General features: G+C 64.8%; 21 protein-coding genes. 13 read left to right on the top strand and 8 right to left on the bottom strand.

Annotation, left to right across the window (positions count from 1 at the left end):
• Positions 1–21: 21 nt before the first annotated feature.
• On the bottom strand, positions 22–720 hold the full coding sequence (locus tag CR105_RS08040) for a PEP-CTERM sorting domain-containing protein (protein ID WP_180288126.1): 699 nt from the start codon (positions 718–720) through the stop codon (positions 22–24).
• Between the two features lie 232 nt (positions 721–952).
• Between CR105_RS08040 and mfd the strand changes: the two genes are divergently transcribed.
• Both mfd and serB read left to right on the top strand, forming a co-directional pair.
• Positions 953–4,399, top strand: coding sequence for a transcription-repair coupling factor (gene mfd, locus CR105_RS08035; protein ID WP_099787893.1), 3,447 nt, complete (start codon positions 953–955; stop codon positions 4,397–4,399).
• A 12-nt stretch (positions 4,400–4,411) separates the two neighbouring features.
• Positions 4,412–5,254, top strand: coding sequence for a phosphoserine phosphatase SerB (gene serB, locus CR105_RS08030; protein WP_180288132.1), 843 nt, complete (start codon positions 4,412–4,414; stop codon positions 5,252–5,254).
• Between the two features lie 19 nt (positions 5,255–5,273).
• On the opposite strand, the gene eutC is transcribed toward serB, so the two are convergent.
• From eutC to CR105_RS08015, 3 genes are read right to left on the bottom strand one after another with little or no spacing between them, the layout of a single operon-like run.
• Positions 5,274–6,062, bottom strand: a complete 789-nt coding sequence (gene eutC, locus CR105_RS08025; RefSeq protein WP_099787891.1) for an ethanolamine ammonia-lyase subunit EutC — start codon at positions 6,060–6,062, stop codon at positions 5,274–5,276.
• Positions 6,059–7,432: an ethanolamine ammonia-lyase subunit EutB gene (locus tag CR105_RS08020; protein ID WP_099787890.1), complete on the bottom strand. Its 1,374-nt coding sequence runs from the start codon at positions 7,430–7,432 to the stop codon at positions 6,059–6,061. Before CR105_RS08020 ends, eutC begins: the two co-directional genes overlap by 4 nt.
• Entirely contained in the window at positions 7,429–7,980 is a 552-nt protein-coding gene (locus CR105_RS08015) for a GNAT family N-acetyltransferase (protein WP_099787889.1), read from the bottom strand. The genes CR105_RS08020 and CR105_RS08015 overlap by 4 nt, the downstream gene beginning before the upstream one ends.
• Before the next feature lie 97 nt (positions 7,981–8,077).
• Between CR105_RS08015 and CR105_RS08010 the strand changes: the two genes are divergently transcribed.
• From CR105_RS08010 to CR105_RS07975, 8 genes are all read left to right on the top strand, one after another.
• Positions 8,078–8,512 (top strand): hypothetical protein, encoded by a 435-nt coding sequence (locus CR105_RS08010; RefSeq protein ID WP_099787888.1) that lies wholly within the window; start codon positions 8,078–8,080, stop codon positions 8,510–8,512.
• 246 nt (positions 8,513–8,758) lie between these two features.
• Complete coding sequence (locus CR105_RS08005) at positions 8,759–9,916, top strand: ABC transporter substrate-binding protein (protein WP_099787887.1); 1,158 nt, start codon at positions 8,759–8,761, stop codon at positions 9,914–9,916.
• Positions 9,917–10,012: 96 nt separating this feature from the next.
• The gene (locus CR105_RS08000; protein ID WP_099787886.1) at positions 10,013–10,903 is read left to right on the top strand and encodes a branched-chain amino acid ABC transporter permease; all 891 of its coding nucleotides are present in this window, start codon (positions 10,013–10,015) and stop codon (positions 10,901–10,903) included.
• 2 nt (positions 10,904–10,905) lie between these two features.
• Entirely contained in the window at positions 10,906–12,855 is a 1,950-nt protein-coding gene (locus tag CR105_RS07995) for a branched-chain amino acid ABC transporter ATP-binding protein/permease (RefSeq protein ID WP_099787885.1), read from the top strand.
• 11 nt (positions 12,856–12,866) lie between these two features.
• Positions 12,867–13,595 carry an ABC transporter ATP-binding protein gene (locus tag CR105_RS07990; RefSeq protein ID WP_099787884.1) on the top strand — a complete coding sequence of 243 codons (729 nt, stop codon included), beginning with the start codon at positions 12,867–12,869 and terminating at the stop codon, positions 13,593–13,595.
• A gap of 2 nt (positions 13,596–13,597) precedes the next feature.
• Positions 13,598–14,512, top strand: a complete 915-nt coding sequence (locus tag CR105_RS07985) for an EamA family transporter (RefSeq protein WP_229413727.1) — start codon at positions 13,598–13,600, stop codon at positions 14,510–14,512.
• Positions 14,513–14,604: 92 nt separating this feature from the next.
• Positions 14,605–16,815 (top strand): ATP-binding protein, encoded by a 2,211-nt coding sequence (locus CR105_RS07980; RefSeq protein ID WP_099787882.1) that lies wholly within the window; start codon positions 14,605–14,607, stop codon positions 16,813–16,815.
• Between the two features lie 163 nt (positions 16,816–16,978).
• Positions 16,979–17,638: a hypothetical protein gene (locus CR105_RS07975; RefSeq protein WP_131501989.1), complete on the top strand. Its 660-nt coding sequence runs from the start codon at positions 16,979–16,981 to the stop codon at positions 17,636–17,638.
• A gap of 9 nt (positions 17,639–17,647) precedes the next feature.
• Here CR105_RS07975 and CR105_RS07970 read toward each other — a convergent pair whose 3' ends face one another.
• A complete protein-coding gene (locus tag CR105_RS07970) occupies positions 17,648–18,424 on the bottom strand; it encodes a DUF72 domain-containing protein (RefSeq protein ID WP_307189615.1) in 777 nt (258 codons plus the stop codon).
• A gap of 114 nt (positions 18,425–18,538) precedes the next feature.
• Here CR105_RS07970 and trxC point away from each other — a divergent pair, with 114 nt between their 5' ends.
• From trxC to CR105_RS07955, 3 genes are all read left to right on the top strand, one after another.
• Positions 18,539–18,979 carry a thioredoxin TrxC gene (trxC, locus tag CR105_RS07965; RefSeq protein WP_099787880.1) on the top strand — a complete coding sequence of 147 codons (441 nt, stop codon included), beginning with the start codon at positions 18,539–18,541 and terminating at the stop codon, positions 18,977–18,979.
• 73 nt (positions 18,980–19,052) lie between these two features.
• Positions 19,053–19,406, top strand: coding sequence for a DUF4870 family protein (locus CR105_RS07960; protein WP_099787879.1), 354 nt, complete (start codon positions 19,053–19,055; stop codon positions 19,404–19,406).
• A 92-nt stretch (positions 19,407–19,498) separates the two neighbouring features.
• On the top strand, positions 19,499–20,455 hold the full coding sequence (locus CR105_RS07955; RefSeq protein ID WP_099787878.1) for a chemotaxis protein: 957 nt from the start codon (positions 19,499–19,501) through the stop codon (positions 20,453–20,455).
• 202 nt (positions 20,456–20,657) lie between these two features.
• Here CR105_RS07955 and CR105_RS07950 read toward each other — a convergent pair whose 3' ends face one another.
• Genes CR105_RS07950 through CR105_RS07940 form a run of 3 tightly spaced genes read right to left on the bottom strand, consistent with a single transcriptional unit; the run spans position 20,658 to position 24,212 of the window.
• The gene (locus CR105_RS07950; protein WP_099787877.1) at positions 20,658–22,460 is read right to left on the bottom strand and encodes an acyl-CoA dehydrogenase; all 1,803 of its coding nucleotides are present in this window, start codon (positions 22,458–22,460) and stop codon (positions 20,658–20,660) included.
• Positions 22,461–22,501: 41 nt separating this feature from the next.
• The gene (locus CR105_RS07945; RefSeq protein WP_099787876.1) at positions 22,502–23,434 is read right to left on the bottom strand and encodes an electron transfer flavoprotein subunit alpha/FixB family protein; all 933 of its coding nucleotides are present in this window, start codon (positions 23,432–23,434) and stop codon (positions 22,502–22,504) included.
• Between the two features lie 28 nt (positions 23,435–23,462).
• Positions 23,463–24,212, bottom strand: a complete 750-nt coding sequence (locus CR105_RS07940) for an electron transfer flavoprotein subunit beta/FixA family protein (protein ID WP_099787875.1) — start codon at positions 24,210–24,212, stop codon at positions 23,463–23,465.
• Between the last annotated feature and the right edge of the window lie 25 nt (positions 24,213–24,237).

Genomic DNA, 24,237 nt, shown 5'->3' with positions numbered 1-24,237 from the left:
TGACGGCAGCGGCGGATCTCGTCAGGCTCGCTTGGCAGCGCGGCGACGCGCGCCAACCAGGCCCGCCGCGGCCAGGCCGAACAGCATCAGCGATGCCGGCTCGGGCACCGCGGCGGCGCCGATCACGTCCAGTTCGCGGTAGCCGACAAAGCCGTTCTGCACATTGGCGAAGTTAAAGCGCACGCCGACCACGTTCGATGCGAGCGAGCCGCCGGTATTGTCGAAGGTCGACACGAAAGCGCTGGTCCCGCTGTTCGGATGCTGCGCTACCGAGAAAGCATTGACGAAGGTCGTCGGCGTTCCGGCATACGCGAATTGCACGGTGTAGTCCTGCTGGTAGCGGCCGGCGTCGCGCCAGCCGGTGTAGCTGTTGATGGCGTTGATGGTGTAACCGGACGCATTGGCGCCGAGCGAATAGGTAATGCTGACGCCGTTATGGATCTGGATCATGCCCGGATTGGTGTGGCCGTCGATGCTGACCTGGCCAAATGCGCCATCGGTGAGCGAGACGCCGCTGGTGTCGGTGGCCAGGCTTTCTTCCGAATTGACGTTGCCGACGATGGTGCCGGCACGGCCAGCGAGCAAATCGGTGGTCGCTACCGTAAAGCCGTTATTTCCAGTCGACACAGTGGTGATCACCCCGGCTTGCGCGCTTGCGCCAGCCAACGCCAGGCCGAGGGTAACTGCGGCGGCAAGCGCCTTTTGCGTGAGAGTGTTCATGTCGCTGCTTTCGAGAAAAGTAAGGTATGTTCCTTGTAGCAAATTGCATGCCAGAAAATAAATCGTCATTGCTTTCAATCACTTATGCAGTTTGGCAATTAATTTGCTGGTTGACATGTAAATTTTTCCGACAGAAATTTTCATCGTGGACAGCATGCATTCCCCGTTTCGCCTCAGCATGCGAATCCGACTATAATCAGTGATTCAGATCTCACGCCAACCTGCGTACCGCATGCCCTTCGATTTAAAGAAATCGCTTCCCAAGCCCGGCGCCCGCTTCGCGCTGCCGGCCTCGTACGGGTCCGCCGACGCCTACGCGCTGGCAGTGGCCGGCCTCGAACTCAAATCGCGCAAGCAGATGCTCACCGTGATCGTCGCCAACGCCAGCGACGGCCAGCGCCTGCTCGACGAAATCCCGTGGTTCGCCGACGGCAAACTGGCCTGCAACCTGTTGCCGGACTGGGAAACGCTGCCCTACGACGCCTTCTCGCCGCACCAGGACCTGGTGTCCGAACGCCTGGCGACGCTGCACGAAGTGCAGAACGGCCAGTGCGACGTGCTGATCGTGCCGGCCACCACCGCGCTGGTGCGCCTGGCGCCGCCGTCCTTCATGGCCGCCTACACTTTCTTCTTCAAGCAGGGCGAAAAGCTCGACGAGGCAAAGCTCAAGGCGCAGCTGACCCTGGCCGGCTACACCCACGTCTCGCAGGTGATGTCGCCCGGCGAATACTCGGTGCGCGGCGGCCTGATCGACCTGTTCCCGATGGGCTCCGCGCTGCCGTACCGGCTCGACCTGTTCGGCGACGAAATCGAAACCATCCGCACCTTCGACGCCGACACCCAGCGCTCGCTCTACCCGGTGCGCGAAGTGCGCCTGCTGCCCGGGCGCGAATTCCCGATGGACGAGCCGGCGCGCACCAGCTTTCGCAGCCGCTGGCGCGAACGCTTCGAGGGCGATCCTTCACGCTCGGTGGTCTACAAGGACATCGGCAGCGGCATCGCCTCGGCCGGCATCGAATACTACCTGCCGCTGTTTTTCGAGCAGACCTCGACGCTGTTCGACTACCTGCCCGCCGAAGCCTCGCTCGCGCTGGTCGGCGACATCGACGCGGCCATCAAGCGCTTCTGGCTCGACACGCAGTCACGCTACCGCTTCCTCAAGTCCGACCGCGACCGCCCGCTGCTGCCGCCGGATGAACTGTTCCTCAGCGACGAGACCTTCTTCACGCTGGCCAAGCCATATCCGCGCTGGGTAATCGTCAAGGACGCCGACAGCGCCGCCTCGGAGCTGTCGGCGCCGGTGCCGAACATCGCCGTCAATCGCCGCAGCGACGACCCGCTGGCCAATCTGCGCAGCTATTTGCTGCAAAACGACGGCCGCGTGATGATCTGCGCCGAATCGAACGGCCGCCGCGAAACGCTGCAGCAGTACTTCAACGAATACAGCCTGGCGCTGGCCCCGGTCGAAGGTTTCGAAGGCTTCCGCGCGTCGAGCGCCAAGCTGACACTCGGCGTGGCGCCGCTGCAGGCCGGCTTCGAGCTGTTCGACAACGGCGCCGGCCACATCGTCTTCATCACCGAGACGGAGCTGTACGCCGGCTCCGGGCGCCGCGTCGGAAAAAAGAAGCAGGAAACCGTCACCCAGGTCGAGTCGATGGTGCGCGACCTGTCGGAGCTCAAGATCGGCGACCCGGTGGTGCACATCAACCACGGCATCGGCCGCTACATGGGCCTGACCAGCATGGACCTCGGCGAAGGCGAGACCGAATTCCTGCACCTCGAGTACGCCAAGGACACCAAGCTGTACGTGCCGGTGTCGCAGCTGCACGTCATCTCGCGCTATTCGGGCGCCTCGCCGGAAGACGCGCCGCTGCACTCGCTCGGCTCGGGCCAGTGGGAAAAGGCCAAGCGCAAGGCCGCCGAACAGGTGCGCGACACCGCCGCCGAACTGCTCAACCTGTACGCCCGCCGCGCGCTGCGCAAGGGCCATTCGTTCGAGTATTCGTCGCACGACTACCAGAACTTCGCCGACAGCTTCGGCTTCGAAGAAACACCCGACCAGGCCGAGGCGATCAGGAACGTCATCAAGGATATGACCGGCGGCAAACCGATGGACCGGCTGGTGTGCGGCGACGTCGGCTTCGGCAAGACCGAAGTGGCGCTGCGCGCAGCCTTCATCGCCGTCATGGGCGGCAAGCAGGTGGCAATCCTGGCGCCGACCACGCTGCTGGCCGAACAACACGCGCAGACCTTTGCCGACCGCTTCGCCGACTGGCCGGTGCGCATCGCCGAACTGTCGCGCTTTCGCACCGGCAAAGAGATCAACACCGCCATCAAGGGCATGGCCGACGGCACGCTCGACATCGTCATCGGCACCCACAAGCTGCTCTCGCCCGACGTCAAGTTCGAACGGCTTGGCCTCGTCATCATCGACGAGGAACACCGCTTCGGCGTGCGCCAGAAGGAAGCGCTCAAGTCGCTGCGCGCCGAAGTTGACGTGCTGACCCTGACGGCCACGCCGATCCCGCGCACGCTCGGCATGGCGCTCGAGGGCCTGCGCGACTTCTCGATCATCGCCACCGCGCCGCAAAAACGCCTGGCCATCAAGACGTTCGTGCGCAGCGAAGACAGTTCGGTCATCCGCGAGGCCTGCCTGCGCGAACTCAAACGCGGCGGCCAGATCTACTTCCTGCATAACGAAGTGGAAACCATCGAGAACCGCATGGCGATGCTGACCGAACTGCTGCCGGAGGCCCGCATCGCCGTCGCCCACGGCCAGATGCACGAGCGCGACCTCGAAAAGGTGATGCGCGACTTCGTCGCGCAGCGCTATAACATCCTGCTGTGCACCACCATCATCGAGACCGGCATCGACGTGCCGACCGCGAACACCATCATCATGCACCGCGCCGACAAGTTCGGCCTGGCCCAGCTGCACCAGCTGCGCGGCCGGGTCGGCCGCTCGCACCACCAGGCGTACGCCTACCTGCTGGTGCACGACGTGATGAGCCTGACGAAGCAGGCGCAGCGCCGCCTCGACGCCATCCAGCAGATGGAAGAACTGGGCAGCGGCTTCTTCCTGGCGATGCACGACCTCGAAATCCGCGGCGCCGGCGAAGTGCTGGGCGAGAACCAGTCCGGCGAGATGCTCGAAATCGGCTTCCAGCTGTACTCCGACATGTTGCACGAGGCGGTCAAGTCGCTCAAGGCCGGCAAGGAGCCGGACCTGGCGGCGCCGCTGGCGACCACCACCGAAATCAACCTGCACGTGCCGGCGCTGCTGCCGTCGGACTTCTGCGGCGACGTCCACGAGCGCCTGTCTATCTACAAGCGCCTGGCCAACTGCGCCACCGCCGACAAGGTCGACGACATGCAGGAGGAGCTGATCGACCGCTTCGGCAAGCTGCCCGACCCGGTCAAGGCGCTGATCGAAACGCACCGCCTGCGCATCGCCGCCAAGGCGGTCGGCATCGTCAAGATCGACGCGCATGGCGAAGCGGCCAACCTGCAGTTCATGGTCAACCCGCCGATCGACTCGATGCGCATCATCGCCCTGATCCAGAAAAACCGCCATATCAAGCTGGCCGGCCAGGACAAGCTGAAGATCACCGCCAGCATGCCCGACCTCGCCGCCCGCGTGATGCAGGTCAAGCAAACCATCAAACAACTGTTAGCGTAATCACCCATGACGATGAACCTGGTTTTGCAGGGCCCCGGCGCGACCTTCCCGGCACTTGAACGCATCGCCGCGCTGGCACAGCCGGCGCGCCTGGCCGAACTGGGCGCGCACGCGCTGCGCGCCGAAGCGGTCGACGATTCCGCTGCGACCCGCGCGGCGGTCGAACTGGCGGCATTCGAGGCGCGCATCGATGCCACCTTCATCACCGCCGGGCGCCGGCTGGCCGATTTCGGCCTGGTGGCAATGGACATGGATTCGACCCTGATCACCATCGAATGCATCGACGAAATCGCCGACATGCAAGGCCTCAAGCCGCAGGTGTCGGCGATCACCGAGGCCGCCATGCGCGGCGAACTCGATTTTTCGGCCAGCCTGACCCGGCGCGTGGCGCTGCTGAAGGGACTCGACGCCGGCGCGCTTCAGCGCGTCTACGACGAGCGCCTGCAAGTGTCCATGGGCGGCGAAGCGATGCTGGCGGCGGTCAAGGCGGCCGGCCTGAAGACGCTGCTGGTGTCCGGCGGCTTCACCTTCTTTACCGAGCGCCTGCGCGATCGGCTGGGGCTCGACTACGCCCACGCCAATGTGCTGGAAATTGACGGCGGCAAGCTGACCGGACGCGTTGTCGGCGGCATTGTCGACGCCGAAGTAAAGAAACAGACTGTGGAACGCGTCTGCGCGGAGCTTGGCATCGGCACGCAGCAGGCAATCGTGATGGGGGACGGCGCCAACGACCTGAAGATGATGTCGGTCGCTGGCCTGTCGGTGGCGTTTCGCGCGAAGCCGGTGGTCCGTGCCCAGGCGGGCGTGGCACTGAACTTTTCGGGCCTCGATGGCCTTGTCGCCATCCTCGCCTAAGCGTTGAAGAAGTCTGACACTATGTGTCAGACCCGTTTGAGAGCAGAAAGTTCGCCTGGACGTCGAGGGTTGCTGCGGCATCGTCGCTGTCGTCTTTCAGCGCAATGCCGGACAAGCCACGCCGGCGCGCTTCGGCAACCAGATAGTGAAGTTTGCGCGCGGCGCTATCGTAATCCAACCCTTCCGGCCGCACGTTCGAGATGCAGTTGCGCCGTTCGTCGGTCATGTCGACCCGCGGTTGCCAGGTCAGGTACAGGCCCATGCTGTCGGGCGAGCTGAGGCCGGGGCGCTCGCCGATCAACACCACCACCAGGTCCACGCCGAGCAGCTGCGCGACTTCGTCGCCGACGGCCACCCTTGCCTGCTTGACGATCGCCAGCGGCGCGACCGACAGCGATGCCGGCGCCAGCGTGTCAAGCCAGCAGCGCAGGAATGGCAAGGCATGCCGCTCGATCGCGAGCGCAGACAGGCCGTCGGCGACGACGAAGCCGATGTCGAAGCGTCCGCCCCCGAGCGTCGACGCCGACGCCGGATCGAGCCGGCGGCCCAGGTCCGGCCGGCGCAAGTAGGTGGCGCGGTCGGGCGCGGCGCTGTGCAGCCGAATGCATGGCAGGCCAAGCGCGCCCGCCAGGTCCTGCGCCAGGGTGGCGTCGTCAAGTTCCAGGTGCACCGCGTCGCGGGCCTGCGCGTGCGCCAGCTGAAATGCCAGCTGCGGCGCCGTCGGCAGGCTCACGCCGCTGCGGCCCAGCGCGATGCGGGCGGCGGTGAAGCGGCGCAGCTGGGCCCATGGATTCGTGATGACGCTCATGGCTTGATTCCCTCGAGCGCGCGCTGGAACTGCGCCGGCAGCGCCGCTCCGGTCGATATTCCCATCGCCTGCAGCCAGGCCTCGAATTCCGGCGCGGGCTTCAGTCCCAGCAGGCGGCGCACATACAGCGCGTCGTGGAACGAGGTGCTCTGATAATTGAGCATGATGTCGTCGGCGCCGGCGACGCCCATCACGAAGGTGCAGCCGGCCGCCGCCAGCAAGGTCAGCAGGTTGTCCATGTCGTCCTGGTCGGCTTCGGCGTGATTGGTGTAGCAGACGTCGCAGCCCATCGGCAGGCCGAGCAGCTTGGCGCAGAAATGGTCTTCCAGGCCGGCGCGGATGATCTGCTTGCCGTCGTACAGGTACTCCGGGCCGATGAAGCCGACCACCGAGTTCACCAGCAGCGGCTTGAAGGCGCGCGCGACGGCGTAGGCGCGCGCTTCGCAGGTCTGCTGGTCGACGCCGTGGTGGGCGTTGGCCGACAGGGCGCTGCCTTGACCGCTCTCGAAATACATCACGTTGTCGCCGGCCGTGCCGCGCCCGAGCGACAGGGCCGCCGCTCGGGATTCGGCCAGCAGCGCCAGGTCGATGCCGAAGGCGCGGTTGGCAGCTTCGGTGCCGGCGATCGATTGGAACACCAGGTCGACCGGGGCGCCGCGTTCAATGGCGGCAATCGTGTTGGTGACGTGGGTCAGCACGCAGGACTGGGTGGGGATGGCGTAGCGGTCGATGACCTGGTCGAGCATGGTCAGCAGCTTGACGATCTGCGCCAGGTTGTCGGTGGCCGGATTGATGCCGATGACGGCGTCGCCGCTGCCGTACAGCAGGCCATCGAGCATGCTGGCGCCGATGCCGCGGGCGTCGTCGGTGGGATGGTTCGGCTGCAGGCGGGTCGACAGGCGCTTGGGCAGGCCGATCGTGTTGCGAAACGCGGTGACGACACGGCACTTGGCGGCGACCAGGATCAGGTCCTGGATGCGCATGATCTTCGACACCGCCGCCGCCATTTCGGGCGTGATGCCGGGGGCGACGGCGGCAAGCACCGCCGAGTCGACGTCGTCGGCCAGCAGCCAGTTGCGAAAGTCGCCGACAGTGAGGCCGCTGATGGCGGCAAAGGCGGCAGCATCGTGGCCGTCAATGATCAGGCGCGTGACTTCGTCGGCTTCGTAGGGGACGACGACATCGTTGAGGAAGGTGGCCAGCGGCAGCGCCGCCAGCGCCATCTGCGCGGCGACGCGTTCTTCGGCGCTGCTGGCCATCAGGCCGGCCAGCGCGTCGCCGGAGCGGGCCGGCGTGGCGCGCGCCATCAGCGTGCGCAGGTCGGCAAAAGCGTAGGTCCTGGCGCCGACCATGTGAGTGTACTGGGTCATGTCCGCTCCAGCACCGGGCGGCGCATGCGCACGACCGGCACCCGCACTCCGCCCGATAGCTGCAGGTCGAACGATTCGACATCGGTGAAGCCGAGCGCGCGGTACAGCGGCACGCCCGGCAAGGTCGACACCAGTTCGAGCATGCTGAAGCCGGCGGCCCCGGCCGCGGCGGCGCAGTGGGTCATCAACAGCGAGCCGAGGCCGCGGCGCGCCCACGCCGGCTCGACGAAAAAGGCGCGGATCTTCGCCGCCTCGGTGGCCGGGTCGAGCCGCCGCTCCGGCGCCGATTTGGCCTGGTCGCCGCCGAAGCCGGTCGAGCGCTTGCCCCAGCCGCCGCAGGCGGCGATGGCGCCGGCCGCTTCGACGACGCAGTAAGTGCCGTCGGCCAGCAGCTGGCTGTCGACGCCGAACACTTCGCGGGTGACCGTGGCGGTTTGTTGCTGAGTATAAAAGCCGACGCTGAGCGCCGCCGCCGAACGCTCGATCAGGGCGCGCAGTGCCGGACTGTCGGTGACAGTTGCCGGGCGGATCAGAAAGGTCTGTTCCATATGTTTCCGTACCATGTGGTTTGTAACAAAGGCCAAATTGTGTGGCAGGCTAATTTGAATTTTCTTATAGTACTGGTATCAAATTCGTGAGGACACTATGAAAATCTTGCTGACAATTGCCGCCGCCGCGGTGCTGGCGGGCTGCGCGACGGCGCCGGCCTCGCGTAACTATTCCACCCAGTATGCACCGCCGCCGGCCGATCCGAGCCAGTGGCACGTCGTTTCGGTAACGCCAGTGCCGCCGGGCACCCGCGAGCGCTACGGCGCCGGCTACGACAATGGCTCCTCTGTCCAGTACAGCGCGCCGCCGATCTCGACCTATGCACAGCAGCCGGGCTATGCGCCGAACAACTACTACGCGCCGCAACCAGTCTACGTGGCGCCGCCGATGTACGCGCCAGCGCCGGCTTATTATTATCCGCCGGTATCGATCGGACTCGACTTCATGTTCGGGCGCAGCTGGGGCCGGCATGGCCACCGCGGCGGGCGCAGCTGGGGCGGGGTTGGCATCGGCTCCCGCTGGCATCGCTAAGCGGCTAAACAAGTCACATTTCGCACCATTTTGGGGAGGCCGCACACAGTTGCGGCCTTTCTGTATTTGCGCCGCGCCTCCCCTAGTTCCTACCTGTGTTTGCTTACCATTTCCTTACATGGTTGCGATGCGTGAATTGTCACATCAAATCATTGCTGATAGCAAAATGCTCCCATACAATGAATCATCGATGGGGCGAGCTGCACCAGCGTACGGCACTATAAAAACACTTCGGAGACAGCAAAAATGAATTTCAAGTTGAAAGCAATCGTTGCGGGCGTAGCACTGGGTTTTTCGATGTCGGCCATGGCCGCGGAACCGATCAAGATCGGCGTCGCCGGACCATTTACCGGCGGCTCGGCGCCGATGGGCGTATCGATGCGTGACGGCGTCAAGCTGGCCGCGGCCGAAATCAACGCCAAGGGCGGCGTGCTGGGCCGCCAGATCCAGCTTATCGAGCGCGACGACGAAGCCAAGCCAGAGCGCGGCGTGCAGATCGCCCAGGAACTGATCAACAAGGAAAAAGTCGTCGCCACGGTCGGCTACATCAACACCGGCGTGGCGCTGGCGTCGCAGCGTTTCTACCAGGAAGCGAAGATCCCTGTCATGAACAACGTGGCAACCGGCTCGATCATCACCCAGCAGTTCGCCAAGGAGCCGGAGAACTACATCTTCCGCAACTCGGCCAACGACCAGATCCAGTCGTCGATGATCGTCGAAGAAGCCGTCGGCCGCCGCAAGTTCACCAAGGTCGCCATCCTGGCCGACTCGACCAACTACGGCCAGTTGGGCCGCGAAGACGTCGAAAAAGCATTGAAGCTGAAAGGCATCACCGCCGTCACCGTCGAAAAATACAACATCAAGGACGTCGACATGACGGCCCAGCTGCTGAAAGCGAAGCAGGCCGGCGCGCAAGTCGTGCTGACCTACGGCATCGGCCCGGAACTGGCGCAGATCGCCAACGGCATGGAAAAACTGGGCTGGAAAGTACCGCTGATCGGCAGCTGGACACTGGCGATGGGTAATTTCATCGACAACGCCGGCAAGAACGGCGACGGCACCCGCATGCCGCAGACCTTCATCCAGGACTCCAGCACGCCAAAGCGCAAGGCGTTCATCGAGTCGTACATCAAGACGTACAAGCCGACGGGCGACCGCATGCCTTCCGGCGTGTCGGCAGCGCAGGGCTACGACTCGGTCTACCTGCTGGCCGCGGCCATGAAGCAGGCCGGCTCCACCGACGGCCCGAAAGTGAAGGCCGCACTGGAAAACCTGTCCGAGAAAGTCGAAGGCGTGGTGACCACTTACAGCAAGCCATACACCAAGGACGACCACGAAGCGATCAACCTGAACAACACCGTGTTCGGTGAAGTCAAAGGTGGCCGCGTCATCCTGGCAAAGTAAGTACCGTTCCCGCGTTTCCGTGGCCAGCCTTGCGCAGTCAAGCCTGGCCATTTTCTTGTTGACCGGTGGCGTCCGCGCCCCCCATTGGATGAAATCATGGAAATTCTTTTACAGCTAGTCTTTAGCGGGATCGCGCTCGGCATGATTTATGCCGTCATCGCGTTCGGCTACCAACTGACATTTGCCACCTCCGGCACCCTCAACTTCGGCCAGGGCGAATCGCTGATGCTCGGCGCACTGGTCGGCCTGTCGCTAGTGAGCACCTTTCACGGCGGCCCGTACATGAGCTACCTGTTGATGATTCCGATCGTCCTGGTGTTCGGCGCGCTGCAAGGCATGTTCGTCGAATGGATCGGGGTGCGCCCGGCCATCAAGATCAAATCGGAATTCGGCTGGATCATGTCGACCATCGCGCTGGCGATCATCTTCAAGAACGTGGCCGAAAATATCTGGGGCAAGGACGACCTGACCTTCCCTTCCCCCCTCAGCTCGACCCCGTTCCAGGTCCTCGGCGCCAATGTGCAGCCGATGCAGGTGGCGGTGATCGTCGGCGCGCTGGCGATCATGCTGGCGGTCGAACTGTTCAACCGCAAGTCGATCTACGGCAAAGCGGTGGTGGCAACGGCCAACGACCGCGACGCGGCCGGCCTGATGGGCATCAACACCAGCATGGTGATCACGTTCTCGTACGCGCTGTCGTCGGCCACCGCGGCGTTTGCCGGCGTGCTGGTCGCGCCGCTGACGCTGACCGGCGCCACCATGGGCGCCTCGCTCGGCCTGAAGGCGTTCGCCGTCGCGATCATCGGCGGCCTGACCTCCGGCATGGGCGCCGTTGTCGGCGGCCTGATTCTCGGCATCGCCGAAGTGACCACCGGTTTCTACGTCTCGACCGGCTACAAGGAAGTACCGGGCCTGCTGCTGCTGCTGCTGGTCCTGGCGATCAAGCCCGCGGGCCTGTTCGGTAAAGCCACGATCAAGAAGGTGTGACCATGAAGACCAAATCATTGCTGCTGGGCGTGGCGGGAGTCGCCGCGCTGGCGCTGTTCCCGCAAATCGTCACCAACCCGTATTACATCCACCTGGCGCAGACGGTGCTGATCTACGCGATCCTGCTGTTCGGCCTCGACATCGTGGTCGGCTACACCGGCCAGGTCTCGCTCGGTCACGCCGGCCTGTTCGGCATCGGCTCGTACATCACCGGCGTGCTGGTGTTCAAAGTGGGCCTGGCCTGGTACCTGGCGATCCCGGCCAGTATCGCCGGCACCGCGCTGTTCGGCGCGATCCTGGCGCTGCCGGCGCTGCGCGTGACGGGCCCCTACCTGGCCATGGTCACGCTGGCATTCGGCACCATCATCGCGATCCTGATCAACGAGATGACCTGGCTGACCGAAGGGCCGATGGGCATCAAGATCCCGAAACCCGTTATCATGGGCGAGAAGCTGCATGAAGTGAGCTACTTCTACATGGTGGCCGCGTTCATGGTGCTGTCGCTGATCCTGGTGCACCGCATCCTCAAGTCGCACCTCGGGCGCGCCTTCGAAGCGCTGCGCGACAGCCCGATCGCGTCCGACTGCATGGGCGTGTCGGTGTACCGCTACAAGGTCTACGCATTCGTTATCAGCGCGGCGCTGGCCGGCCTGGCCGGCAGCCTGTATGCATATTCGGAAGAGTACATCTCGCCGAGCAGCTACAACTTCGAGCTGACCATCCTGTTCCTGCTGGCGGTGATCATGGGCGGGCGCAAGAGCCGCATCGGTTCGCTGCTGGGCGCGCTGATCGTGGTAATGCTGCCCAGCCTGTTGTCCGACATCGAACTGTTCCGCAAGATCGCCGTCACCGCCGCGGTGCTGGGCACGATCGGCGCCGGCATTGCGATCGCACGCAAACGCATCAACCCGCGCACCGCGCTGGTGCCGCTGGTGGCCACCATCGGCATGGCAGTGTTCTCGTACAAGCTCGAAAGCGTGACCGACTGGCGCCTGACCATCTTCGGCCTGATGACGCTGTTCGTCGTCTACTACCTGCAGGACGGTATCGTCGGCTGGGTGCGCGGCATGCTCGGACGCGGCGCGGTGCACGACAAGTCGCTGGCAGTGGCCGCGGCCAACGCCGACCCGTTCGCCGGCATGAAGACCGGCGCTGCCGGCGCCACCTTGCTGAAGGTGGACAAGGTACTGATGCAGTTCGGCGGCCTGAAGGCGCTCAACATGGTCGACCTGAACGTGGCCGAGCGCTCGGTGCACGGCCTGATCGGCCCGAACGGCTCGGGCAAGAGCACGATGATGAACGTGCTGACCGGGATCTACCAGCCGACCGCCGGCAAGGTCGAATTCGACGGCGTCGCGATCACCGGGCGCACGCCGTCCGAGATCGCGCTCGGCGGCATTGCCCGCACGTTCCAGAACGTGCAGCTGTTCGGCGAGATGACGGCGACCGAGAACGTGCTGGTCGGCCTGCACCACACGTTCGACTCGAACGTGGCCGACGTGATGGCGCACACGCCGCGCTACAAGCGCGAAGAACACGCGGCACGCCAGCGCGCCGCCAGCATCCTCGAATTCGTCGGCCTCGGTTCGCTCGCCAACGAGGAAGCGCGCAATCTGCCGTACGGCAAACAGCGCCTGCTCGAAATCGGCCGCGCGCTGGGCCTCAATCCACGCCTGCTGCTGCTCGACGAGCCGGCCGCCGGCCTGACCGCGCCCGACATCAAGGAGCTGATGGCGATCATCCGCAAGATCCGCGACCACGGCATCACCATCATCCTGATCGAGCACCACATGGATGTGGTGATGGCGATCTCCGACACCGTCACGGTGCTCGACTTCGGCCAGAAGATCGCCGAAGGCACGCCCGCTTCCGTCCAGAGCGATCCGAAAGTGATCGAAGCCTACCTCGGCGGCAGCAGCGACGACACCGCGCCCGCTCTCGCGGCGCATTGATAAGGACTGCCATGTTAAAGATTGAAAACCTGCACGCCGCGTACGGCAAAGTCGAAGTCCTGCACGGCATTTCGCTGGAAGTCCCGAAAGGCAAACTGGTGACCCTGATCGGCTCGAACGGCGCCGGCAAGACCACCACGATGCGCGCCATCTCCGGCATGATCAAGCCGAAGGGCGGCACCGTCACCCTCGGCGGGCGCGACATCACCGGCCTCGAGTCGCACAAGATCGCGCGCTGCGGCCTGGCCCATTCGCCGGAAGGCCGGCGCGTGTTCTCGACCATGAGCGTGACCGACAACCTGCTGCTGGGCGCCTTCCCGCGGTTTACCCGTTCGCGCCCGAAAGGCGACGTCAAGCACGACCTGGAAAAGGCGCTCGAACTGTTCCCGCGCTTGAAGGAGCGCCAGCACCAGCTGGCCGGCACACTGTCGGGCGGCGAGCAGCAGATGCTGGCGATGGCGCGCGCGGTGATGCTCAACCCGGAGGTGATCCTGCTCGATGAACCGTCGATGGGCCTGGCGCCGATCCTGGTCGAGGAAGTGTTCCGCATCATCACGCGCCTTAAAAGCGAAGGCGTGACGATGCTGCTGGTCGAGCAGTTCGCCGCCGCCGCGCTGAATGTGGCGGACTACGGCTACGTGCTGGAAAACGGCAGCATTTCGGTGCACGGGCCGGCCGAAAGCCTGAAGACCGATCCGAAAGTGATTGCCGCCTACCTCGGCGGCGGACAGTCGCACTAATCGTGAGCGGCTCGACGCTCAGCCTGCGCGACTACGTCGCCGCGCTGGGCGTCGTCCTAATTTGGGGCACCAACTTCATCGCCATGAAGTTCGCCCTGCACGACATGACGCCGTTCCAGCTCGGCGCCGGCCGCTACCTGTTCGCGGTGCTGCCGCTGATCCTGATCGTGCCGCGTCCGAAGCTGCCGTGGAAATGGGTGGTGCTGTATGGGCTGCTGCAAGGCGTCGGCCAATTCGGCTGCCTGTTCATCGCCCTCAATGTCGGCATGTCCGGCGCGCTCGGCTCGGTGCTGATGCAGACCCAGGTATTTTTTACCGCGCTGTTCGGCTTCGTGCTGCTGCGCGAGCACGCCAACCGTTCGCTGCTGGCCGGCCTGTTCCTCGCCGCGCTGGGCATCACCTGCTTCGCGCTCAATTACCTGGCGCCCGGCGCCGACACCGGTGGCACCACCGTCGCCGGCTTCGTGCTGGTGCTCGGCGCGGCGGCGATGTGGGCGGCATCGAACATCGTCGTGCGGCGCGCGCAGCAAGCCACGCCGCAGTTCGAAGTGGTGCCGTTCATGGTGTGGAGTTCGCTGGTGCCGATCATTCCGTTTGCCTTGCTGTCGCTGGCGTTCGACGCGCCGGCCACGCGCTGGCAATGGACTCAAGCGCCGCTGTCGACATGGCTGTCGCTGACCTACCTGGGCTGGTTCGCCACCATCCTCGCCTATGCGCTGTGGACCGGGCTACTGAAACGGCATGCGCTGAACCGGGTGGCGCCGTTCAGCCTTGGGGTGCCGGTGGTGGGCATCAGCTCCGGCATGCTGGTTCTGGGCGAGTCGGTCAGCGCCTGGCAGTGGGCCGGCGTCACGCTGGTGGTGGCCGCGCTGGCAACGGTCATGTTTGGCCCGCGTTTTCTCGAAAAGCGCGGATAGCGCCTCCACCAGCGACTTTTAGTGCGGTAAAATTGGCGCCTGACTCCGTGCCCGTCCCCTCCTGCCATGCCGATCATCGACCCGCAGCACTCATGAAGCTGCGTACCTACTATCTGCTGCTGGCGTTTTCGATCGTACTACCGGCTGCGGTATTTTGCACCATCGCCCTGAAGGTACTGCTCGAAGCCCAGCACGACTCGGCGATCGAACGCATCGAGGGCAGCGTGCGGCTGGCGTCGATGGTGATCGACAGGGATACGCGGCGCGCCGAGGCGGTGCTGCGGGCACTGGGCGGCTCCAGCGCCCTGGCCGACGGCGACCTGCGCCGCTTCCACGATGAAGCGCATGCGGTCAATGCCGGCACCGGCGCGTGGATCATCCTGTACGACCGCAACGGCCAGCAGCTGGTCAACACGCGCCACGCATTCGGCGGCGGGAAATTGCCGCTCAGGCCAGATCCGCAGCAGGTGGCCACCCTGCTCGCCACCGGCAAGGCGCACGTTTCGGGCATGCGCTGGGGTGCGGAACTGAAGAACAATTTCGTCATGGTCGAAGTGCCGATGAAGTTGCGCTCGGGCGAACAGTACATCATCGGCCAGGCGTTTTCGCCGGCGTTTTTCACCCGTTCATTCGCCGGCAATGCGATTCCGCCAGGCTGGCGCGTGATGGTGCTCGATGCGTCCGGCACGGTGATCGCGCGCAGCATCAACGCGGCCGCGTATGTCGGCACCAAGGCAAAACCGGAATTGCTGAAGGCGGTCGCCAACGCCCCTGCCGGCGTACTGCGCCACGACACGTCGGAAGGGGTTGAAGTGTACGACGTCTACGCGCGCATGGCAGGATCGGAGTGGTCGATCATGGTTGGCGCGCCGGTGGCGGAAATCGACCGCTCGGTATGGCGCGGCATCGGCGCCATCGCCATCGGCCTGTTCATCGCGATGGCGGCGGCGCTGACGCTGACGATCCTGACCGGTCGCCGGCTGGTCAGGTTCGTCTCGAGCGCGTCGCAGGCGGCGCGCCGGCTTGGCCAGGGCGGACACGTGCTCAAGCTGGAAGCTGCCAGCATCGTCGAACTCGATGAACTCAACGATGCGATCCTGGAGGCGGGCGACCGCTTGCAGGAAGAGGTGCAATCGCGTTCGGCCGCGGAGCGGGAACGCAACCAGTTGCTGGTACTCGAGAGGGATGCGCGCGCACGCGCCGAACAGCAGAATGCGGCGAAAGACGAATTTCTCGCCATGCTCGGCCACGAGCTGCGCAATCCGCTGTCGGCGGTGGCCAGCGCCGTGCACATCCTCGACAGCGAGCGCGAAGTCGACGCGTCGCTGCTGGCGCGCGCGCGCAAGGTGGTGCGGCGCCAGACCGACCATTTGCGCAAGCTGGTCGACGACCTGCTCGAAGTGAACCGCGCCCTGATGGGCAAGCTCACGCTCGACAAGTCCCCGGTCGACCTGGGCGACGTGGCGCGGCGCTGCGTCGAGACGCTGCAATCGGGCGCGCGCACCGCGCACTTCGAGTTTCACGTCGATACGGTGGCCGCGACGGTCGACGCCGATCCCACCCGGCTGGTGCAGATCATCGACAACATCCTCGACAACGCCGTCAAGTACAGCCCTGACGGCGGGCGCGTCGACGTCACCGTGCGCCACGCCGACGGCTGGGCCGAACTGGTGGTGCGCGATTCGGGCATGGGAATCGCGGTCGAACTGCTGCCGACGGTATTCACGATTTTCGTGCAGGGTGCGCAGTCGCTGCAGCGCGTGCAAGGCGGCCTGGGGATCGGCCTGTCGCTGGTGCGCCGGCTGGTGGAGATGCACGGCGGGACGGTGTCGATCGACAGCGCCGGCAGCGGCAAAGGCGCCAGCGTGACGGTGCGCCTGCCGCTGCTGGCGCACCAGGCACACAGCGCGCCGGCGCACGCCGCCGCAAGCCAGGCGGCGCTGCGGCGCGTGCTGCTGATCGAAGACAACGAGGACGCGCGCGACATGATGGCGGCGCTGCTCGAGCTGCTGTCGTGCGACGTGACCACCGCCGCCAGCGGCCCGCAAGGCATCGCGCTGGCGCAGGCGCGCCATCCGGAGATCGCCTTCATCGACATCGGCCTGGCCGGCATGGACGGCTATGCGATCGCCAAGGCCTTGAAGGACGACCCGGCGACAGCGCGGATCGCGCTGATTGCGTTGACCGGATACGGCAGCGCGGCCGACCGCCAGCGCGCATTCGATGCCGGATTCCAACACCACTTCACCAAGCCGATCTCGATCGAACAACTTGAGCTTGCACTCTCGCCAACTGCGTTGTGAGCGCACAACTGATAAGGCCGCCTGAGGCGATAGCCGACACTTTGTGATTGCGGGAGAAATGTTTTTCGTGGGAGTATAGCCCTTCCTTGTTCCACCTCAACCCGGTGAAACGACGCGCGGCTCCGGCTTTGCGCGCAAACTTGTGCTACCGCCAAAGGCCGCCATGCAGCTCGACCCCTTGTCCTTCCCCGACCCGCGCACGTTGGGCAACAGGGCCATGGCGCTGGCCATGCTGGACGCGCTGATCTGCCCCGAATTCCAGTACCGCTATTTCACGTTCGACGCCACCTGGGGCGACGACGAGCAGATGGGCGCGATGCGCAACGGCGATGGCGACCACTGGTTCCTGCACCTGTCCGACAGCGGCGCGGCATTGAAGGGATACGTGCAGGAGCTCGAGCACAGCGACACGCGCGCACTGGCGCGCGAAGTGCAGCGCCGCGTGCCGGCCGACTTCAACGCCTTCTTGCACGAGCCGTCGTTCGCGATGGACGCGGTGAGCTACTTCTACTGGCGCCGCAGCGGCGACGAGGCCTGGACCAAGGTCGCGCACCCGGAGCCAGGCCTGGCGCAGTGCGCCGACGGCTCTGCCGACTACCTGTCGATCCTGCTCGCGCCGGCCGACTGCTACTACGACTACGCCACCGACTACTTCGAATGCGAGCCGCCGATCGCCAGCATCGACCACATCTACAGCATGGCGCCGCTGACGCCGGCGATCGTCAAGAGCCTCAATCCCCAGTTGTCGATGACGGAGGCGCAAGCGTCGGCCGCCGCGATCGGCTATCCGTGGGTCAGCGCGCGCGCCAGCCTGCCCTGCTAACAGCTGGTGTCAGCCCGGCGACAGCAGGTCCTGCAGCGCGACCGCGTTGGTCGTCGCCGCTCCCGCCGCCGTATTATCGAACACGACCCACACGGTGCGCCCCGCCGCGGTATGCAACCGCAGGTCGACCGCCAGCTCGGCGATGTAGTGCGGCTCATACGACGAATAGTAGATGCGCGGTGAACCGTGCAGCCGCACGTACATGTCGGCGGTGGTCGGCACGTGCGGCCCGACTTGGCCCTTGGCCGGATCGGCAATCACGCGCGTGACGTTATGGTCGGCCAGCACATGGGTGGCCTCGTCGCCGAACCAGCTCGGATGGCGCGCCTCGCACGCGACCATGCAGCCGAACGACTCCTTGAGCAGCTTCAGAAAATCGGCCGCCGCGGTGGCGTCGAACTCGAACTTGGGCGGCAGCTGCATCAGCACGCAGCCGAGCTTTTCGCCGAGCGCGCCCGACTCCAGCGCGAACTGGCGCAGCAGCGGCCCGCACGCCAGCAGGCGGGCGTCGTGCGTGATCGCCCGCGGCAGCTTGACCGAAAAGCGGAAGTGCTCAGGCACGCTGGCGGCCCAGCGCGCATAGGTCTGCGCGCGGTGCGGCTTATAAAAGCACGAGTTGATCTCGACGATGGGAAGCGTGGCGGCGTAGCGTTCGAGGTGGCTGCCCTCTTCCGGAAACGACGGCTTGTTTTCGCGCGGGATGGTCCAGCCGGCGCAGCCGATCAGCGCGCGGCCCGGTTCGACCATCAGCGGATGGCTGGGCTGGTTGTCAGTGGAAGTCATCATTAAATTCTACGACAGTTGAAAACAAGGCCGTGGCACGCTTGACGCTGGAACGGAACGCACAGCACGCGCCGCTGGTCTTACAATAGCGATCACACCAGCATGATGGAGGCATCGATGAGCGACCCTGTACACGTAGTATGTCCGCATTGCGACGCGGTAAACCGCCTCAGTGCCGAGCGCCTGGCCGACCAGCCGGTGTGCGGCAAGTGCGCCAAGGGACTGTTCGTGGCCAGGCCGCTCGACGTCGACAGCGCGCGCTTCAGCAAGCACATCGGGCGCAACGATATTCCGGTGCTGGTCGACTTCTGGGCGCCGTGGTGCGGCCCGTGCAAGATGATGGCGCCGGCCTACAACCAGGCGGCGCAAAAACTCGAGCCAAAGATGCGCCTGCTGAAGGTCGATACCGAGCAGGCCCAGGAGCTCGGCGCGCGCTACAACATCCGCAGCATCCCGACGATGGCGCTGTTTCTCAACGGCAAGGAAATCGCGCGCAAGGCCGGGGCCATGGATGCCGGCAGCATCGTCGCGTGGGCGCAGGCGCACGGCGCCAAGTAGGCGCGTACGACAGCAATGTCGAAATGTTAAGCAGTCCTGCTACAATTGTTGAATAGCCATCAAAGGAGAAAACATGTCGCAGGACTTGGTATTAGACCGCAACAGCGAAGACGCTAAACAATTTGCGCGGCTGATGTATATCGCCCACGCGGTAACCTTTTTCTTCTCGTTCGGTCTTCTCTCGATCGTTCCGGTTATTTTTAACTACGTCAAACGGCCATATACGGAAGGCACGCTCGTGTACAGCCACCATACCTGGATGATCCGGTCATTCTGGTGGTACGTACTTTGGATAGTGGTCGGCGCCGCGCTGTTCATTACCATCGTCGGCCCTTGGATTGTATGGGGCGTGGCCTGGGTCTGGAAGGCATATCGCCTGATCCGCGGCTTCGTCGACCTCAACAACAACCGCCCGATGCCGGTCTGACCGCCGTCGCCTCGTGATGATTTTCAGCAAGGTGTTCATTACCTTGGTGAATTACTGTCCCAAAGGACATTCACCACACGAGGACGGGCGACATGAAATCAGTTCAGCAGGAAGTCGACGAGCGCAGCAATCTGGCCGGCACCAACAAGTTCGAACTGCTGCTGTTGCGCCTCGGCGGCGACCACAACGGCGACCGTAGCGAACTGTTCGGCATCAACGTCTTCAAGATCCGCGAGATCGTCGCCATGCCGGAAATCACCGCGATTGCAGGTTCGATGCCGCACGTGCTTGGCGTGGTCAACCTGCGCGGCGCCATCATCCAGGTGCTCGACCTGCCGGCGATTGCCGGCAGCGTGCCGAAGACCGGCCTCAATATCATGCTGGTCACCGAATTTGCGCGCACCACGCAGGCGTTCGCCGTCGAATCGGTGGAAGAAATCGTGCGGCTCGACTGGAGCCGCGTGCTGTCGGCCGAGCAAAGCGCCGGCAACGGCGGCCTGGTGACGAGCATCGCGCGGCTCGACGACGATGGCGGCCGGCTGGCGCAAGTGCTCGACCTCGAAACCATCCTGCGCAACATGACGCCGACCGACCGGCCGGACGTCAACCCCGGCACGATCGGCCCGGTGATCAAACTCAAACCGGGCGCGGTGGTGCTGGCCGCGGACGACTCGGTGGTGGCGCGCGCGCTGATCGAACAGGGGCTGGACGCCGTCGGCGTGCCGTTCATCATGACCAAGACCGGCAAGGAAGCATGGGACCAGCTGCACGCCATCGCCCAGCAGGCCGAAGCCGAGGGCAAGACCGTCTACGACAAGGTGGCGCTGGTGTTGACCGACCTGGAGATGCCGGAGATGGATGGCTTTACGCTCACGCGCAGCATCAAGAAGAGCGCGCGCTTTAACAACCTGCCGGTGGTGATTCACTCGTCGCTGTCGGGGACGACCAACGAGGAGCACGTGCGCAATGTCGGGGCCGATGCATATGTGGCAAAGTTTTCGTCGGAGGAGCTGGCGGAGGCGATTCGCGCGGTGGTGCGAGGGACCTGACCGCAGTTGTCGAGCCCCCGGACCGCAACGGTTAAGCGTTTACTCCGCGGCAACGATGGCTTCAGGCGGCAATCGCCGCCCCATGCATCGCGGAACGAACAGGGCACAGGGCACCTGCTGGGTCAGCCTTTCGAGCAAGTCGGCCGACGCGCCGGCGGCAGCTTCATGAAGACTGTCTCGGTTGTGCATACGATTCCAGGCGCTAGAACTGCTCTGCACTCAAGGCCAGCACGCCAGAACTGCCGTCGACGATCGCGCCGCGCAGGCCAGGCGCCTGCGACAGGATGTGGTCGGCAAAGAAACGCGCCGTGCCGATCTTGGCCTGGTAGAACGACGCGTCGGAGTCGCCAGCGTCAAGTTTTTTCTGAGAGATAATTGCCGCGCGCGCCATCTGCCAGCCACCGAGCACGATACCGGCCAGGCGCAGGTACAACACGCTGCCGGAAAACACAGCCTTGATGTCGGTCTTGGCGCTCCCTGCCACGTAGTCGACCACCGCTTCGAGCGCGACGCTGCCTTCCGACAGCCGTCGTAAAATCGCCGCAAAGTCGGCGCCATGCGCGCCACCGGCGAGTGCGGCCAGTTGGGCCTCGGTCGCGCGCACCTGGGCAATGATCGAACGCGCCGTGGCCCCGCCATCGCGCAGCGTCTTGCGGCCGACCAGGTCATTGGCCTGGATCGCCGTCGTGCCTTCGTAAATCGTCAGGATTTTGGCATCCCGGAAATGCTGGGCGGCGCCGGTTTCTTCGATAAAGCCCATGCCCCCGTGCACTTGCACGCCATCGCGCGTCACGTCCTGCGCCATTTCGGTGGACCAGCCCTTGATGATCGGCACCAGGTACTCATACACTGCCAGGCTGGCGGCGCGCGTGGCCGCATCCCGATGATGGCGGGCGATGTCGCTGACGGCGGCGCCGACATAGGCCAGCGCGCGTGCCGCTTCGGTGTGTGCGCGCATCGACATCAGCATGCGCCGCACGTCGGGGTGATGGATGATCGCCACCGGCCCGGGGGAACCTGACAGGTCGCGCGACTGTAGCCGGTCCCTGGCAAACGCCACCGCCTGCTGGTAGGAGCGCTCGGCCAGGCCGATGCCCTGCATGCCGACGCCGAAGCGGGCTGCGTTCATCATGATGAACATGTATTCGAGGCCGCGGTTTTCCTCTCCCACCAGGGTAGCGGCGGCGCCGCCATGGTCGCCGAACTGCAGCACCGCGGTCGGGCTGGCCTTGATGCCCAGCTTGTGCTCGATCGACACGCACTCAACGTCATTGCGCGCGCCAAGCGAGCCGTCGGCGTTCACCATGAACTTGGGCACCACGAACAGCGAGATCCCCTTCACCCCCGCTGGCGCATCGGGCGTGCGCGCCAACACCAGGTGGACGATGTTCTCAGCCATGTCGTGATCGCCATAGGTGATGAATATCTTGGTGCCGAATACCTTGTAGCTGCCGTCGTCCTGCGGCACCGCGCGGCTGCGCACGGCCGACAGGTCGGAGCCGGCCTGCGGCTCGGTCAGGTTCATGGTGCCAGTCCACCGGCCGGAGACAAGCGGTTCGAGGTAGGCCGCCTTTTGGGCGTCGCTGCCGGCCGTCAGCAAGGCTTCGATGGCGCCGTCCGACAACAGCGCCACCAGCGCGAACGAGATGCTGGCCGCATTGAGCATTTCGATGCACGGCGTGGCGACCAGCTTGGGCAAGCCCTGCCCGCCGAACTCGACCGGATGCTGCACGCCCTGCCAGCCAGCCTCGGCGAACGCCTTGAATGCGGGCTTGAAGCCGCTGGCGGTCGTTACCTGGCCGTCGTGCCAGTAGCTCGGTTCCCTGTCGCTTGGCCAGTTCAGCGGCGCGACGACGCTGCCGCAGAATTTGGCATGCTCCTCCAGCACGGCCTCGACTGTGTCGACGGTGGCGTCTTCACAGCCGGGCAAGGCATTCACGGTGTCGAGGCCGGCCAGCTCGCGCATGGCGAATAGCATGTCTTTCAATGGGGCGGTGTACGTCATTTTTTACTCTCCAGGAAAACTTGATTGGCTGGTGCGGGCGGTCAGCCCAGTTCCGTCACCAGTTGCGGCACGACGTCGAACAGGTCGCCGACGATGCCGTAATCGGCCACCGCGAAGATCGGCGCCTCCGGATCCTTGTTGATGGCGACGATTGTCTTCGAGTCTTTCATGCCGGCCAGGTGCTGGATCGCGCCGGAAATGCCGACCGCGATGTACAGGCTGGGCGCGACGATCTTGCCGGTCTGGCCGACCTGCCAGTCATTTGGCACAAAACCGGCATCGACCGCGGCGCGCGAGGCGCCCATCGCCGCGCCGAGCCGGTCGGCCAGCGGTTCGAGGATCCTGAAGTTCTCGCCGGAGCCCATGCCGCGCCCGCCCGAGACGACGATGTTGGCGGCGGTCAGTTCGGGACGGTCCGACTTGACCAGTTCGCGCCCGACGAATACCGACTTTCCCGAATCTGCAACCGGCTTGACCCGCTCGACCTCGGCCAGCGCGCCGCCGTCAGCGGCGGCATCGAAACCGGTGGCGCGCACCGTGATCACCTTGATGGCGTCGCCCGACCGCACTGTGGCTATCGCGTTGCCGGCGTAGACCGGTCGCTCGAAGGTGTCGCGCGAGTCGACCTTGGTGATCTCGGAAATTTGCGCCACGTCCAGCATCGCCGCAACGCGCGGCGCGATATTCTTGCCGTAGGCAGTCGCCGGCGCCAGGATATGGCTGTAGCCCGCTGCCAGCGCCACAACCTGGGCGGCCACGTTCTCGGCCAGGCCATCTGCCATCCAGGCCGCATCGGCAACCAGCACCCGGGTCACCGCGCCCATGCCAGCCGCTTGCGCCGCAACGGCAGCGCAGTTGTGCCCGGCAACGAGCACATGCACCTCGCCGCCGCATAGCGCCGCGGCGGTGACGGTATGGTGGGTACTTCCTTTGAGCGAGCTGTTGTCGTGCTCGGCAATAACCAATGCGACCATGATTTTTCCTATTTTTCAAACGGTTTCGTCAGATGACTTTTGCTTCGTTGCGCAGTTTGGCCACCAGGGTTGCCGCATCGGGCACCGTGATGCCGGCCGAACGCCGGGCCGGCTCGACAATCTTCAAGGTGGCCAGGCGCGCCGCGCAGTCGACCTCCAGCGCTTGCGGCGTGTAGGTGTCGACCCGCTTCTTCTTGGCCCGCATGATATTTGGCAGCGTCGCGTAGCGCGGCTCGTTCAGGCGCAAATCGGTGGTGATGATCGCCGGCAGCACCAGCGTCAGCGTTTCGAGGCCGCCGTCGACTTCGCGCGTCACTGTCACCGTTTCCTCGTCCAGCACCACTTTCGAGGCAAAGGTCGCTTGCGGCCAGCCCAGCAAGGCCGCCAGCATCTGGCCAGTCTGGTTGCAATCGTCGTCGATTGCCTGCTTGCCCAGGATGATCAAATGCGGCCGTTCCTTCCTGGCGAGCGCCGTCAGCAGCTTGGCCACCGCCAGCGGTTCCAGTTCGGCCGCGGTGTCGACCAGGATGGCGCGGTCGGCGCCGATAGCCAGCGCCGTGCGCAGCGTTTCCTGGCATTGCGCAACGCCGCACGACACTGCGATCACCTCAAGGACCTTGCCCGCTTCCTTCAGCCGCACCGCTTCTTCCAGGGCGATCTCGTCGAAGGGATTCATCGACATCTTGACGTTGGCGATATCGACGCCGCTGCCATCGCTCTTGACACGCACCTTGACGTTATAGTCGACCACGCGTTTGACCGGTACCAGCACTTTCATGATGTTGCCTTTGTAAGAGAATGAA

Origin of the sequence: Massilia eurypsychrophila (assembly GCF_002760655.1) — a bacterium.
Lineage (GTDB): Bacteria > Pseudomonadota > Gammaproteobacteria > Burkholderiales > Burkholderiaceae_D > JAFCUW01.
Note: the sequence above shows the minus strand (reverse complement) of the source record. Positions and strands in the feature narration are given on the sequence as shown.

What these genes read in the sequence shown, in the direction of transcription:
- eutC (WP_099787891.1), bottom strand. Translation starts at nt 6,062, where the DNA reads ATGAGCGTCATCACGAATCCATGGGCCCAGCTGCGCCGCTTCACCGCC.
- CR105_RS07945 (WP_099787876.1), bottom strand. Translation starts at nt 23,434, where the DNA reads ATGGTCGCATTGGTTATTGCCGAGCACGACAACAGCTCGCTCAAAGGA.
- CR105_RS08005 (WP_099787887.1), top strand. Translation starts at nt 8,759, where the DNA reads ATGAATTTCAAGTTGAAAGCAATCGTTGCGGGCGTAGCACTGGGTTTT.
- CR105_RS07970 (WP_307189615.1), bottom strand. Translation starts at nt 18,424, where the DNA reads ATGATGACTTCCACTGACAACCAGCCCAGCCATCCGCTGATGGTCGAA.
- CR105_RS07980 (WP_099787882.1), top strand. Translation starts at nt 14,605, where the DNA reads ATGAAGCTGCGTACCTACTATCTGCTGCTGGCGTTTTCGATCGTACTA.
- CR105_RS07995 (WP_099787885.1), top strand. Translation starts at nt 10,906, where the DNA reads ATGAAGACCAAATCATTGCTGCTGGGCGTGGCGGGAGTCGCCGCGCTG.
- CR105_RS07975 (WP_131501989.1), top strand. Translation starts at nt 16,979, where the DNA reads ATGCAGCTCGACCCCTTGTCCTTCCCCGACCCGCGCACGTTGGGCAAC.
- CR105_RS07960 (WP_099787879.1), top strand. Translation starts at nt 19,053, where the DNA reads ATGTCGCAGGACTTGGTATTAGACCGCAACAGCGAAGACGCTAAACAA.
- CR105_RS08020 (WP_099787890.1), bottom strand. Translation starts at nt 7,432, where the DNA reads ATGACCCAGTACACTCACATGGTCGGCGCCAGGACCTACGCTTTTGCC.
- CR105_RS08040 (WP_180288126.1), bottom strand. Translation starts at nt 720, where the DNA reads ATGAACACTCTCACGCAAAAGGCGCTTGCCGCCGCAGTTACCCTCGGC.
- CR105_RS08000 (WP_099787886.1), top strand. Translation starts at nt 10,013, where the DNA reads ATGGAAATTCTTTTACAGCTAGTCTTTAGCGGGATCGCGCTCGGCATG.
- CR105_RS07990 (WP_099787884.1), top strand. Translation starts at nt 12,867, where the DNA reads ATGTTAAAGATTGAAAACCTGCACGCCGCGTACGGCAAAGTCGAAGTC.
- CR105_RS07940 (WP_099787875.1), bottom strand. Translation starts at nt 24,212, where the DNA reads ATGAAAGTGCTGGTACCGGTCAAACGCGTGGTCGACTATAACGTCAAG.
- serB (WP_180288132.1), top strand. Translation starts at nt 4,412, where the DNA reads ATGAACCTGGTTTTGCAGGGCCCCGGCGCGACCTTCCCGGCACTTGAA.
- CR105_RS07950 (WP_099787877.1), bottom strand. Translation starts at nt 22,460, where the DNA reads ATGACGTACACCGCCCCATTGAAAGACATGCTATTCGCCATGCGCGAG.
- CR105_RS08010 (WP_099787888.1), top strand. Translation starts at nt 8,078, where the DNA reads ATGAAAATCTTGCTGACAATTGCCGCCGCCGCGGTGCTGGCGGGCTGC.
- mfd (WP_099787893.1), top strand. Translation starts at nt 953, where the DNA reads ATGCCCTTCGATTTAAAGAAATCGCTTCCCAAGCCCGGCGCCCGCTTC.
- CR105_RS07955 (WP_099787878.1), top strand. Translation starts at nt 19,499, where the DNA reads ATGAAATCAGTTCAGCAGGAAGTCGACGAGCGCAGCAATCTGGCCGGC.
- CR105_RS08015 (WP_099787889.1), bottom strand. Translation starts at nt 7,980, where the DNA reads ATGGAACAGACCTTTCTGATCCGCCCGGCAACTGTCACCGACAGTCCG.
- trxC (WP_099787880.1), top strand. Translation starts at nt 18,539, where the DNA reads ATGAGCGACCCTGTACACGTAGTATGTCCGCATTGCGACGCGGTAAAC.